The sequence below is a fragment of the Nocardioides sp. genome (assembly GCF_035576065.1).
GTDB lineage: Bacteria > Actinomycetota > Actinomycetes > Propionibacteriales > Nocardioidaceae > Nocardioides.
The window spans coordinates 1-12150 of sequence record NZ_DATLWX010000019.1; the positions used below are offsets into that span (position 1 = coordinate 1).

The window sequence follows — 12150 nt, forward strand, 5'->3', positions numbered from 1 at the left end:
GTCGGTGAGTTCGACGCGCACATCCACCATGGGGTATCCGGCCATCACGCCGCTCTCCATTGCGCCCTTGATTCCAGGCTCGATGGAGGGGATGTATTCGCGGGGAATCGAGCCGCCGGTGATCTTGTTCTGGAACTCGAAGCCCTTCCCGGGCTCGTTCGGCTCGACGTTGAGCTGGACGACGCCGAACTGGCCGGAACCACCGGTCTGTCGAACGAACTTGCCCTCGACCTTCTCGACGCGCTTCTTGATCGTCTCCCGGTATGCCACCTGCGGTTTACCGACGTTCGCCTCGACGCGGAACTCGCGCTGGAGCCGGTCAACGATGATCTCGAGGTGCAGTTCGCCCATGCCGGCGATGATCGTCTGCCCTGTCTCCTCGTCCGTGAAGGTCCGGAAGGTCGGGTCCTCCTCGGCGAGCTTCGCGAGGGCGGCCCCGAGCTTGTCCTGGTCCGACTTGGTCTTCGGCTCGATCGCCACGTTGATCACCGGCTCGGGGAACACCATCTGCTCGAGGAGGACCTGATTGTCCTTGAGACAGAGCGTGTCGCCGGTGGTCGTGTCCTTGAGGCCAACTGCCGCGGCGATCTCGCCGGCCGCTATGCCCTCGCGCTCCTCGCGCGTGTTGGCATGCATCTGGAGGATGCGCCCGATGCGTTCCTGCTTGCCCTTGGTCACGTTGATGACCTGGGTACCTGCGGTGATCTTGCCGGAGTAGACACGGAAATAGGTGAGCTTGCCGACATGCGGGTCGGTCATGACCTTGAATGCCAGGGCGGAGAAGGGCTCGTCCTCGTCGGCGCGGCGCTCGACGGGCTCGCCTGTCTTGGGGTGGGTTCCCTTGATCGCGGGCACGTCGAGTGGCGATGGCATGTAGTCGATGACCGCATCCAGCAGCGGTTGCACGCCCTTGTTCTTGAAGGCGGATCCGCACAGCACCGGGTTGAAGGCGTTAGCAATGGTACCGACGCGGATGGCGGCCTTCAGCTGGTCGACGGGGATCTCCTCGCCGCTCAGGTACAGCTCCATGATGGCTTCGTCGTGCGTAGATACTTCCTCGAGCAGCTTTTCGCGGTACTCGGCTGCGAGCTCGGCGAGGTCGTCGGGGATCGCGACCTCTTCGAATTCGGTTCCATCATCATCGTTGTAGTGGATGGCAACCATCTTCACGAGGTCGACGAGGCCCTGGTACTGGTCCTCGGCGCCCCACGGCAGCTGGATGGCAATGGGGTTGGCCCCAAGGCGATCGCGCATGGTCTGCATCGACATGTAGTAGTCGGCGCCCATGCGATCCATCTTGTTGACAAAGGCAATCCGCGGGACGTTGTACTTGTCCGCCTGGCGCCATACGGTCTCCGACTGCGGCTCGACGCCGGACACGGAGTCGAACAATGCCACGGATCCGTCGAGCACGCGAAGTGAACGCTCCACCTCGACGGTGAAGTCCACGTGGCCGGGGGTGTCGATGATATTGATGGTGTGGCCATCCCAATGCGCCGTGGTGGCTGCAGAGGTGATGGTGATGCCGCGCTCCTGCTCCTGGACCATCCAGTCCATGGTCGCGCCGCCCTCATGCACTTCGCCGGTGCGGTGGATACGGCCCGTGTAGTACAGGATGCGCTCTGTCGTGGTGGTCTTGCCGGCGTCGATGTGCGCCATGATGCCGATGTTGCGGACCTTGTTGAGGTCGGTGGTGATGTCGACAGCCACGTTGGTGTCTCAGTCCCTTGCGAATGATTGATGGGGCGCGAGTTTGTCGGAGATCGGCGGCGTACGGCGACGGGCAAGCCGTCGGCGTACGCCGCACACGATCACCAGCGGTAGTGGGCGAAGGCCTTGTTGGACTCGGCCATCTTGTGCGTGTCCTCACGCTTCTTCACAGCGGCACCGAGGCCGTTGGAGGCGTCCAGGATCTCGTTCATGAGGCGGTCGGCCATCGTCTTCTCACGACGGTCCGCGGCGTAGCCGACGAGCCAGCGCAGGGCGAGCGTGGTCTGACGGTTGGTCTTGACCTCGACCGGGACCTGGTAGGTCGCCCCACCGACACGGCGGGACTTGACCTCGATGGCCGGCTTGACGTTGTCGAGAGCGCGCTTGAGCGTGACGACCGGGTCGCTGCCGGTCTTCTCGCGGCAGCCTTCGAGGGCGGTGTAGACGATGCGCTGGGCAACAGCCTTCTTGCCGTCCTGGAGGACCTTGCTCACGAGCTGGGTGACGACCTGCGAGCCGTAGACGGGGTCGACGACGAGGGGGCGCTTGGGAGCGGGACCCTTGCGAGGCATTACTTCTCCTTCTTCGCGCCGTAGAGGCTGCGGGCCTGCTTGCGGTTCTTGACACCCTGGGTGTCGAGCGTGCCGCGAATGATCTTGTAGCGGACACCGGGAAGGTCCTTCACCCGGCCGCCGCGCACGAGCACGATCGAGTGCTCCTGCAGGTTGTGACCGACGCCCGGGATGTAGGCCGTGACCTCGACGCCGCTGCTGAGTCGCACGCGGGCGACCTTGCGGAGGGCGGAGTTCGGCTTCTTCGGGGTGGTCGTGTAGACCCGGGTGCAGACGCCGCGGCGCTGCGGGGATCCCTTGAGGGCAGGCGTCTTGCTCTTGGACACCTTGTCCTGGCGGCCCTTGCGGACCAACTGATTGATGGTGGGCACCGAGTGGTTCCCTTTCTTTTCTGTGATCTCTCGCAACGACGCTCTGTCGAGGCGGGGTCTTCGGGAACATCCTCCGTGAGGTGGTGGTGCCCGACTGCGCACTGCGCAGGTCTGTGTCTGGCTGGTTTCGGGGCAGGCCTGAAGGCAGGCCAAACACGAGGAGTCAATCTACCGGGGGGCCCACGGACGGTCAAAACGCCGAGACAGCAGCCACCCGCTCGCTCACACCGGGGTCTCCTGCGCGGACGGATGTGGATAGAGCTGCGCGAAGGTCACCCCACGGGCCCGGGCGAACAGCAGGCTCGCCAGGGCGATCCCCGCGATCGTGAGGAGGCCGCCGAGGACCAGGGTCCAGCGGGCACCGAAGGCCTCACCGATCCAACCGATGACGGGCGCCCCGACGGGCGTGCCCCCCATGAAGATCATCATGTAGAGCGCCATCACCCGGCCGCGGACCCCGGCATCGGTGTTGAGCTGCATGTAGGCGTTGGCGCTGGTGATCAGGGTCAGCGCCGAGATGCCGATCAAGGGCGTCACCAGCGCGAAGGTCAGGTAGGACGGCATCAGCCCCGAGATCGCCACCAGGGCACCGAAGACCAGCCCGGAGATGATCACGAGTCGTTGCCGGACGTGCTCGCGTCGGGCGGCCAGCAGGGCGCCGCTGAGCGAGCCGACCGCCAGGAAGGAGCCAAGGAGGCCGTACTCCCGCGGGCCCTTGTCGAAGATCTCGGTGGCCATCAGGGCGCTCGTCATCTGGAAGTTGAGGCCGAAGGTCCCTGCGCTGAACACGATCGCGAGGATCAGCAGCAGGTCGGGCCTGGCTCGCACGTAGGCGAAGCCTTCCCGGATCGCGCCCGGGCCGCGATGGGTCAGCGCCGGGGAGTCCAGGCGACTGGAGTCCATGCCCCGCAGCGTCAGGATCGGCGCGGCGTAGGAGACCGCGTTGAGCAGGATCACCCACCCCGTCGCCACGGCTCCCCCACCGAAGGCCGCGATCAGCAGGCCAGCGACAGCGGGTCCGACCAGGCGGGCGGCGTTGAAGCTGGCCGAGTTGAGTCCCACGGCGTTGGTGAGGTCGTCGGTGTCGACGATCTCGGAGACGAACGACTGCCGGGCCGGGGCGTCGAAGGCGGCGGCGACACCGAGGGTGAACGCGAGGACGTAGACGTGCCAGATCTGCGCCGACCCGGTCACGGCGAGCACCCCCAGGATGCCGGCCGGGACGGCCATGCCGAGGTTGGTGAGCTGGAGCAGTCGCTGCTTGGGCACCCGGTCGGCGATGAGCCCGGAGAACGGACCGAGCAGCAGGAACGGCAGGAACTGGAGCCCGGTGGTGATGCCCAGGGCCGAGCCGGAGTTGGCAGTGAGCTGGAGCACCAGCCAGTCCTGGGCGACGCGCTGCATCCACGTGCCCGTGTTGGACACGAGCCCGCCTGCGGCGTACAGGCGGTAGTTGGGGTTGCGCAGCGAGCGGAAGGTCGGACTCAAGTCTTGGTCAGTGCTCCTGGGTTCAGTCGGCCTGGGACAGGCGATCGAGGATGGGGGCGGCGCGGCGCAGGGTGGCGCGCTCGTCGGGGGTCAGGTGGGCGAGCTGGACCGCCAGCCAGGCGTCCCGGCGCGAGCGGTCGGCAAGGACCACCTCACGACCGCGCTCGGTCAGAGTGACGACGACCACGCGTCCGTCGGTCTCGTGGGGGCCGCGGGCGACGTGGCCCAGCTGCTCGAGGCACGACACCGTGCGCGTCATCGAGGGCGGCTGGACGCGCTCGAGACGTGCGAGCTCGCCGATGGTCAGCTCGCCTCGACGGAGCAGCAAACCGAGCACGGCCATCTGGCCGAGGCTCAGGTCGTTCTCGGGGTGCCGTTCCAGCGCGAGGCGCCGGCGCAGGCGCATGACACCGACCCGGAGCTCGGCGGCGAGGCCCGCGTTGGTGCGTACAACTGCTTCTGTGGTCGGCATGTCACTGACCGTAACTCGTTAGCCCCGCTAAGCATTCCCACCTGTGCGCTGCGAAATCACTAGGGTGAAGCGTTTCGTACCTACCAGCATGGAGGCCCCATGTCCCCGCAAGACCCGTCCCCTGATCACTCGCCGACCGGTGAGCCCGAACCCACGCCTGCCAGCGGGTCTGCCGCGAAGCCCCACGGCCCCACCGGCTCCTTCGACGCCTCCTCGGTCGAGCGCAGCGACTGGATCGTCCTGGGGCTCGCCTTCGCGCTGCTCGTCTGCAGCTTCCTGCCCTGGTACACCGTCAGCGTCGAGGTCCTCGGCTTCGACGGTGGGTCGTCGTCCTTCAACGGCTGGAACGAATGGTGGGTGTTGATCCAGCTGCTCGTGCTCGCCGTCCTGGGCCTGAAGGCCTACGAGGTGTTCGCCAAGCAGACGCTGCCCGTGCCGCCCATCGTCCTGCCCGCTGCGGGCGCGGCCATCGTGGTCCTGACGCTCATCGCGCTGATCGACGGGCTGACGAGCGGGAGCGGGGTGGACGGTGTCGACGCCGGCCCCGGCTTCGGGTTGTGGCTCGCTCTCCCGCTGTCGCTGGCACTGACCTACTTCCTCGCGCTGGACGCGCAGAAGAAGGGCGCCAAGCTGCCCGTGCGACTGCCCGGAGCCGGTGCCTGACCGCTCCGCAACCACAGGACACCACGATCCCGTCACCCTCAGGGTGGCGGGATCGTGTCGTCCGGGGTGTCAGCTCAACTGGTCAGCAGGCGGGAGATGGGGCTGATAGCGAAGTAGAGGACGAACATCGCCGCCACCACCCACATGAGGACGTGGACGTCGCGAACCTTGCCGCGCACGACCTTGATCAGCACGTAGGCGATGAACCCGGCGCCGATGCCCGCCGAGATCGAGTAGGTGAACGGCATCAGCACGATCGTCAGGAAAGCCGGGATGGCGATCTCGAGGTCGTCCCAGTCGATGCCGCGCACCTGCTGCATCATCAGGAAGCCGACCAGCACGAGGGCCGGGACCGCCGCCTCGTTGGGGACGATCACGACCAGCGGTGCGAGCAAGGTGGTCAGCAGGAACAGCACGCCGGTGACGACCGAGGCGAGACCGGTGCGCGCGCCTTCACCGACGCCGGCGGCGCTCTCGATGTACGACGTGTTGCTGGAGACGCTGGCGGCGCCGCCCGCCGCCGCGGCGATGGAGTCGACGATCAGGATGCGCTTGGTGTTGGGGGGGTTGCCGTCCTTGTCGAGCAGACCCGCCTCGGCGCCGATCGCAGTCATCGTGCCCATGGTGTCGAAGAAGTCGGCCAGCAGCAGGGTGAAGACGAGCAGCACGACGGTGACGACGCCGGCGTTCTCCCAGGAGCCCAGCAGGTCGAAGTTGCCGAGAAGGCTGAAGTCGGGGACGTCGGCGACCTGGTCGGGGAGTGCGGGGACGTTGAGGTTCCAGCCCTTGGGATTGACACCGTCCTCGGTGAACGTCGGGCCGACCTGGGCGAGCTTCTCCACGATGATCGCCACGATGGTGGTGACGACGATCGAGATCAGGATGGCGCCCTTGACATGGCGCGCGTAGAGGGCGATGACGAGGACCAGCCCGAACACGAAGACGAGGGTCGGCCAGCCGGCGAGCTGGCCGGCGATCCCGAGCTCGACGGGGACGGGCCCGACTCCGGTGCGGCGTACGAAACCTGCGTCGACGAGACCGATGAGGGCGATGAACAGCCCGATCCCGACCGAGATGGCGATCTTGAGCTGCGCCGGCACGGCGTGGAAGACCGCCTCGCGGAAGCCGGTGAGCACGAGCAGCAGGATGATGAGGCCCTCGATGACGACGAGGCCCATCGCGTCGGCCCACGTCATCTGACTGGCGACCGAGAAGGTGACGAAGGCGTTGAGGCCGAGACCCGTGGCAAGGGCGAGCGGGTAGTTGGCCACCACGCCCATCAGGATCGTCAGCAGACCTGCGACGAGGGCCGTGGCTGCGGCGATCTGCGGGAAGGTGCCGAGGACGTCGCCGTTCATGTCCTTGCCCTGGAGCAGGATGATCGGGTTGAGGACGATGATGTAGGCCATCGTCAGGAAGGTCACCACCCCGCCGCGGATCTCGCGCGCCGGGGTGGAACCCCGCTCGCTGATCTTAAAGAACCCGTCGATGCCGCCGTGGGTCGAGGACGTGGGGGCAGTGGTCTTGTTCGTCACGCGCGTGATTGTGACAGATTTCGGACCCGCGGGTCTTCGGTGGAGCCGACCGGACCAGACGGGTAGCGTGGCGGCATGGAGCTGAGGGACGACCAGACGACCCAGCACGCGATCGGCAACCGGACCTACATCGTCGCCAACGTCGAGCCGTTGGATGTCGACGGGGTGCGCACCAGCGAGGTCGGCGCCGCCATCTGGCTGGTCGCCTTCCTCGCCCTGCTGCCCTTCTACGGCGCCCTCGAGGACAGCGGGCGGACGTGGTGGCTGTGGACCTGCCTGGCCGGGTTCGGCATCGGCCTCTTCGGGGTCGAGTACTGCCGGCGCCGCCGCAAGGCCCGCGCCGAGCGCGAAGCCGCGTGACGCTGCCACCGACCCGGTGGGAGCTCGCCGGTGAACGCAACCGCGCCTATGCCGAGAGCTTCGCGACGCGGGTCGCCGACGGCTCCGACATCGACGGGGAGGCCCGGCTCGCCGACGCGATGGCCCCCCGTGGTGCCCGCATCCTGGACGTGGGCTCCGGCATGGGCCGGGTCGCGGCCGCGCTGGCGGCCCGGGGTCACGACGTCGTCGCCACCGAGCCGGACGCGGCTCTTCGTGAGCAGTCGCGGGCGACGTACCCCGATCTCGAGGTCTTGTCCCATCAGGCGCTGGACATCCCGGAGCTCCCCGGCTTCGACCTGGTCCTGCTCATCGGCAACGTGCTCATCTACCTCGGTCAGGACACCGAGCGCGACGTGCTCGCCCACCTGAGGTCCCTCCTGGCCCCGGGCGGACGCGTGCTGGCCGGGTTCCACCTGCACGGCACCAGGAACGGCAGCCGGGTCTACCCGGCTGACGAGTTCGTCGCGGACGTCGAGGCGGCAGGACTCAGGGTCGACTCACGGTTCGGGAGCTATGAGCTGCACCCGCCCAACGACGAGTACGCCGTCTGGGTGCTCTCCGCGGCTGCCGCAGAACAGGCCTAGAGCGACACGAACTCGTCGTCGGTCAGCGTGTCGAAGGCGTGGTCGGGGACCGGGATGGGCTGCTGCTTGCGAGCAAGCTTGACCTCGGAGTGCGCCCCGCAGCCGTGGTCGAAGGACACGACCCGGCCGTCGTCGTTGGCGTTGCCGTTGGCGCAGACACCGAACGTGTCGGCGAGGTGGCCGGAGATGCGCACCAGGAAGCCGCACGACCAGCAGGACTCAGGCGCGTTCTTCGCCAAGGGAGACTCGGGGCCACCGTCGCCGTCGTACCAGCGTTCGGCCGCCATGTCGGTGCCCTCCGTCGAGAGGGTGCGGACGCGACCGAGGCCGAGGTCCTGGGCGACCTGGCGCACCTGCGCCTTGGCGTCGCTGTCGAGCGGATCGTCGCCGAACGAGTAGGTCGGGACCAGGCGAGGGTCCTCGTCCTCGACCGGGAGCAGGTCGCCGGGCGAGAGGTCACCCGGCTGGAGCCGCTCCTTGTAGGGCACCCACGACGGCGCCACGATGGCTTCCTCGCCGGGCAGCAGCACGGCCTCGTTGACGGTCGGCACGTCCGAGTCGGCCGCGCGGCTCAGGGTCACCGACCAGCGCCACCCGAGGTAGCCGAGTCGGGTGCAGGCGAAGAGATGGGTGGCGACGAGCTCACCCTCGCCCTCGACACCGAGGTGAGCGCCCACGTCGGCGGCACCCGCCAGGTCGAGCGCGGCGGCGCGCGCGAGATCGGCTGCCCCGGCCAGGACGGGGTCGGGCGAGGTCTGCGCTGCGTCGATCACACCGCCATCATCACAAACCCGAGTGGCCGTTGTCAGGTCGCCCTCACATCCGGCGCGACCGGAGCCGCCCTGCTGCGCGCCCTGGGCCCACCCACACGGCAGGATTGACCCATGACCTCCGAGCGTCCGCCGAGTGCCACCCATGCGCGCGACCGGCTGACCGGCGCCGGCCGTGGCGTGCGGGCTGCCGGTCGTGGCGCGGGTCGGGGAGCCAAGGCCGCCGGCCGCGGCGTCGGTCGCGGGGTGTCCGGCGCGACGCGCGTCACGGGACGGGCCGGTCGCTACACCGTGCACCAGGCCGTGCGAGCCGCCCGGGCCGAGGGGGCAGGCGACTCCGGCCTCTCCCGCTTGATCGGACTCCACGCCATCAACGCGGCCGGTGACGCAGCCATCGCGATCTCGCTCGCCGGGACCCTCTTCTTCCAGGTCCCGACCGGCGAGGCCCGTGGTCAGGTGGCGCTCTTCCTCGGCCTGACGATGCTGCCGTTCGCGATCGTCGCGCCCCTGATCGGCCCATTCCTGGACCGCTTCAGCCACGGACGCAGGTGGGCCATCGGCTCCACGATGGCCACTCGAGCGTTCCTCTGCTGGGTGCTGGCCACCGCCGTCGCCACCGAGTCCCGGTGGTTGTTCCCCGCCGCCCTGGGCTGCCTGGTGGCTTCCAAGGCGTACGGCGTGACGCGGGCCGCGGCCGTACCCCGCCTGCTTCCCCCGTCGCTGACGCTGGTCAAGGCCAACGCGCGGGTATCGCTGGCGGGGGTGGTGGGTGCCGCGGTGTCGGCGCCGATCGCCGTCCTCGCCTCGACCGCGGGCTCGGACTGGTCCCTGCGCTACGCGTTCGTGGTCTTCGTGCTGGCCACCGTCTGGGCGATCCGGCTGCCCGCGCGGGTCGACTCGAGCGTCGGCGAGGGCACCTTGGTCCTGATGCCGGCCGCCCGGGACCGTCGCCCCGACACACCCGGCAAGCGACCCAGGACCCGGATCCCGGCTGCTGTCGCCTTCGCTCTGCGGGCCAACTGCGGGCCACGGTGGCTGTCGGGCTTCCTCACGATGTTCATGGCGTTCCTGCTGCGTGACAACCCGATCGGCGACTGGCAACCGGAGGTCCTGCTCGGGCTCGTCATCGGAGCGGCGGGCCTCGGCAACACACTCGGCATCACGCTCGGCTCGGTGCTCAGACGCATCGACCCGGCCATGACGGTCGTCCTGGCGCTGGTGGCGGACGCGGTGGTGGTGCTCGTCGCGGCCCTCTTCTACGGCCTGGTCCCGCTCATCGTGCTCGGCCTGACGGCCGGGCTCGCCCAGTCGCTGGCCAAGCTGTCCCTGGACTCCACGATCCAGCGCGACGTCCCCGAGCGCATCCAGGCCAGCGCCTTCGCGCGATCCGACACCACCCTCCAGCTGGCGTGGGTGATCGGCGGGTTCGTGGGCATCGCGATGCCGTTGATGCCGCGACTGGGGCTCGGGATCGCCTGCGGCGTGCTCGCAGCGTGGGCGATCTACGTCTTCCTCAGCCGACCCTCCCGGATCGGCGCGTCGCCGGGCGGCGCCTGACCAGGCAGCGTCGGGCTCCCGCTCAGAGCTCGAGCTCGTCGGCCAGCGCGCGCAGGAGCTTGGCCGTCGGTGCGGCGGTCTTGGGCTCCGGGTGGCGGCCGTGCCGATAGGTCTCGCCGACGCCGTCGAGCAGGCGGATGAGGTCCTCGACGATGGCCGTCATGGTCTCGGGGTCCTTGCGCTGCGAGTTGCGTTGGTTGCGAGCGACCGACGCCGGTGCGTCGACCACACGGACCTGGAGTGCCTGGTCACCGCGACGCCCCTGGGCGATCCCGAACTCGACGCGGGTGCCGTTCTTGATCGTGGTCATCCCGTCGGGCAACGCGTCGGCGTGCAGGTAGACGTCCGGCCCGCTGTCCTGGGACAGGAACCCGAATCCCTTGTCGGCGTCGAACCACTTCACCTTGCCAGTGGGCACGGTCTGACCTCTTCTTCTACAACGTCTCGGTGCGACGGCGTTCGCGATCGCGGGCAAACTCTAGGCCGCCCGGACATCCCCTAGCCAACCGATTGGCTCCGGTGGACCTCACTCGGTGGGCCTACTCGGCGGACGGGGCCTCGTTGAGCGAGCCCGACCGGAAGCCTCGGGGGTCCACCGCCGCGCGGTCGAACCCGGAGGCGAGCACAGCGCGGCGTACGGCCTCAGCGTTCGGCGAGCCCGGTGCCAGAGGCCCGTCGAGCAGCGCAGCATCCACCTCGATCGAGGCCTGCTCGCCCAGGTCTCGGACACGGAGGTCCCGCACCGGGATGGCGGACTCCGCCAGGACGGCGCGTACGGCGACTTCCGCGCGCTCCACCCGTCCCAACCGGTGCGGCGTCACCTCCAGGCCGTAGGCGATCCGCGAGGATAGGCAGGCCGCCGCCGGCTTGTCCCAGGTCGGCAGTCCCCAGCGCCTGGACGCGCGGCGCACGTCGTCCTTGGTGAGGCCGGCGTCCAGCAGGGGCGTGACCGCCCCCCGTTCGGCCGCGGCCCGGATGCCGGGCCGGAACCCGGCGACGGCGTCGTCGGCGTTGGTGCCGGTGGCAACGTGGTCGATGCCGCGTCCGGCGGCGAGCGGCCCCAGCGTCTCGATCAGCTCGGCCTTGCAGAAGTAGCAGCGCTCCCCCGAGTTGGCGCGGTATCCCGCACGCTCCATCTCGTGGGTCCGCGGCGTGAGCAGCTCGACACCGAGCGAGGCCGCGAAGTCGCGCCCCGGGTCACGCTCGACGGCAGGAAGGGACTCGGAGTAGCCGGTGGCCGCCACGACCTTGTCGGAGCCCAGAGCGCGTACGGCGGCCGCGAGCAGCAAGGCACTGTCCGCACCGCCGCTGAAGGCGACCATGACCGAGCCCAGCTGGCGCAGCCTCGTCTCGAGCGCGTCGAGCCGCAGGTCGAGGACGTGCTCGTCGAGCCACGCGGGGAACTCGAGCAACGAGTCGAGGACGACGTGGGTGCCGGCGTCGAGGAGCTGCTCGCGACTGGAGCCCCCGGTGAGCACCGAGACGCTGAGGACGCCTGCGGCAAGTGCGCCGTCGACGTCGTGGACGTGGTCGCCGACGTAGACCGATGCGCCCTCGCTGCGCAGGACGTCGGCCTTGCCGAGGCCCCAGACCTTGCCCTCGAGGTGGTCGATGTCGAGGCCCAGGTGGTCGACGTGGCGCTGGGCGTTGGGCCCGAACTTCCCGGTCACGACCACGACGCGGCCGCCGTGGCGGCGTACGGCAGCGATCGCCTCGTGGGCGCCGGTCAGGGCGGACACCGGGATGATCGAGTGGTCCACGTAGAGCTCGCGGAACCGGTCGATCGCCGGGGCGACGGCTTCAGGGGCGAGGTGCGGGGTGAGCATCAGGTCGAGCGGCGGGCCCAGGTTGTTCGCCAGCTCGAGCACCGGGAAGCTGACCCCGAGCTCGAGGCCGAGAGCCTCCAGGGTGGCAGTGAACCCCGGCACGGTGTCGATCAACGTCATGTCGAGGTCGAAGCCCACCACGAGCGCGGGGGCAAGAGAGGACATGCGGAACAGCCTAGGTCCCCGCGGCCAGCCCTTTGATTCCTCGGGTCCGCCTGACA

At 69.0% G+C, this 12150-nt stretch carries 13 protein-coding genes; 4 read left to right on the forward strand and 9 right to left on the reverse strand.

The window, feature by feature from the left end:
- The 5 genes from fusA to VNJ48_RS10400 all read right to left on the reverse strand — a co-directional run.
- Positions 1–1710: elongation factor G (gene fusA, locus VNJ48_RS10380; RefSeq protein WP_325601768.1), on the reverse strand; the 1710-nt coding region annotated here is incomplete at its 3' end.
- Between the two features lie 101 nt (positions 1711–1811).
- A complete protein-coding gene (gene rpsG / locus VNJ48_RS10385) occupies positions 1812–2282 on the reverse strand; it encodes a 30S ribosomal protein S7 (protein WP_297738100.1) in 471 nt (156 codons plus the stop codon).
- Positions 2282–2653 carry a 30S ribosomal protein S12 gene (rpsL, locus tag VNJ48_RS10390; protein ID WP_325601771.1) on the reverse strand — a complete coding sequence of 124 codons (372 nt, stop codon included), beginning with the start codon at positions 2651–2653 and terminating at the stop codon, positions 2282–2284. Before rpsL ends, rpsG begins: the two co-directional genes overlap by 1 nt.
- Before the next feature lie 222 nt (positions 2654–2875).
- On the reverse strand, positions 2876–4141 hold the full coding sequence (locus VNJ48_RS10395) for an MFS transporter (protein ID WP_325601773.1): 1266 nt from the start codon (positions 4139–4141) through the stop codon (positions 2876–2878).
- A gap of 22 nt (positions 4142–4163) precedes the next feature.
- Positions 4164–4613 (reverse strand): MarR family winged helix-turn-helix transcriptional regulator, encoded by a 450-nt coding sequence (locus VNJ48_RS10400; protein ID WP_325601775.1) that lies wholly within the window; start codon positions 4611–4613, stop codon positions 4164–4166.
- A 99-nt stretch (positions 4614–4712) separates the two neighbouring features.
- Here VNJ48_RS10400 and VNJ48_RS10405 point away from each other — a divergent pair, with 99 nt between their 5' ends.
- Positions 4713–5276 (forward strand): hypothetical protein, encoded by a 564-nt coding sequence (locus tag VNJ48_RS10405; protein WP_325601777.1) that lies wholly within the window; start codon positions 4713–4715, stop codon positions 5274–5276.
- A 74-nt stretch (positions 5277–5350) separates the two neighbouring features.
- Here VNJ48_RS10405 and VNJ48_RS10410 read toward each other — a convergent pair whose 3' ends face one another.
- Complete coding sequence (locus VNJ48_RS10410; RefSeq protein WP_325601780.1) at positions 5351–6811, reverse strand: NCS2 family permease; 1461 nt, start codon at positions 6809–6811, stop codon at positions 5351–5353.
- Between the two features lie 75 nt (positions 6812–6886).
- On the opposite strand from VNJ48_RS10410, the gene VNJ48_RS10415 reads away from it, so the two are divergent.
- Both VNJ48_RS10415 and VNJ48_RS10420 read left to right on the forward strand, forming a co-directional pair.
- Positions 6887–7171: a DUF2530 domain-containing protein gene (locus tag VNJ48_RS10415; RefSeq protein WP_325601782.1), complete on the forward strand. Its 285-nt coding sequence runs from the start codon at positions 6887–6889 to the stop codon at positions 7169–7171.
- A complete protein-coding gene (locus tag VNJ48_RS10420; protein ID WP_325601784.1) occupies positions 7168–7776 on the forward strand; it encodes a class I SAM-dependent methyltransferase in 609 nt (202 codons plus the stop codon). The genes VNJ48_RS10415 and VNJ48_RS10420 overlap by 4 nt, the downstream gene beginning before the upstream one ends.
- On the opposite strand, the gene VNJ48_RS10425 is transcribed toward VNJ48_RS10420, so the two are convergent.
- Complete coding sequence (locus tag VNJ48_RS10425; RefSeq protein WP_325601786.1) at positions 7773–8549, reverse strand: DUF3027 domain-containing protein; 777 nt, start codon at positions 8547–8549, stop codon at positions 7773–7775. The genes VNJ48_RS10420 and VNJ48_RS10425 overlap by 4 nt on opposite strands.
- 111 nt (positions 8550–8660) lie before the next feature.
- Here VNJ48_RS10425 and VNJ48_RS10430 point away from each other — a divergent pair, with 111 nt between their 5' ends.
- Positions 8661–10103: an MFS transporter gene (locus VNJ48_RS10430; RefSeq protein ID WP_325601788.1), complete on the forward strand. Its 1443-nt coding sequence runs from the start codon at positions 8661–8663 to the stop codon at positions 10101–10103.
- 22 nt (positions 10104–10125) lie between these two features.
- On the opposite strand, the gene VNJ48_RS10435 is transcribed toward VNJ48_RS10430, so the two are convergent.
- Both VNJ48_RS10435 and VNJ48_RS10440 read right to left on the reverse strand, forming a co-directional pair.
- Complete coding sequence (locus VNJ48_RS10435; RefSeq protein WP_325601790.1) at positions 10126–10521, reverse strand: cold-shock protein; 396 nt, start codon at positions 10519–10521, stop codon at positions 10126–10128.
- Between the two features lie 121 nt (positions 10522–10642).
- Positions 10643–12094: a haloacid dehalogenase-like hydrolase gene (locus VNJ48_RS10440; RefSeq protein WP_325601792.1), complete on the reverse strand. Its 1452-nt coding sequence runs from the start codon at positions 12092–12094 to the stop codon at positions 10643–10645.
- Between the last annotated feature and the right edge of the window lie 56 nt (positions 12095–12150).

Coding starts and splice junctions, on each gene's coding strand:
- rpsG (WP_297738100.1), bottom strand. CDS start 2,282: ATGCCTCGCAAGGGTCCCGCTCCCAAGCGCCCCCTCGTCGTCGACCCC.
- VNJ48_RS10400 (WP_325601775.1), bottom strand. CDS start 4,613: ATGCCGACCACAGAAGCAGTTGTACGCACCAACGCGGGCCTCGCCGCC.
- VNJ48_RS10405 (WP_325601777.1), top strand. CDS start 4,713: ATGTCCCCGCAAGACCCGTCCCCTGATCACTCGCCGACCGGTGAGCCC.
- VNJ48_RS10415 (WP_325601782.1), top strand. CDS start 6,887: ATGGAGCTGAGGGACGACCAGACGACCCAGCACGCGATCGGCAACCGG.
- VNJ48_RS10430 (WP_325601788.1), top strand. CDS start 8,661: ATGACCTCCGAGCGTCCGCCGAGTGCCACCCATGCGCGCGACCGGCTG.
- VNJ48_RS10440 (WP_325601792.1), bottom strand. CDS start 12,094: ATGTCCTCTCTTGCCCCCGCGCTCGTGGTGGGCTTCGACCTCGACATG.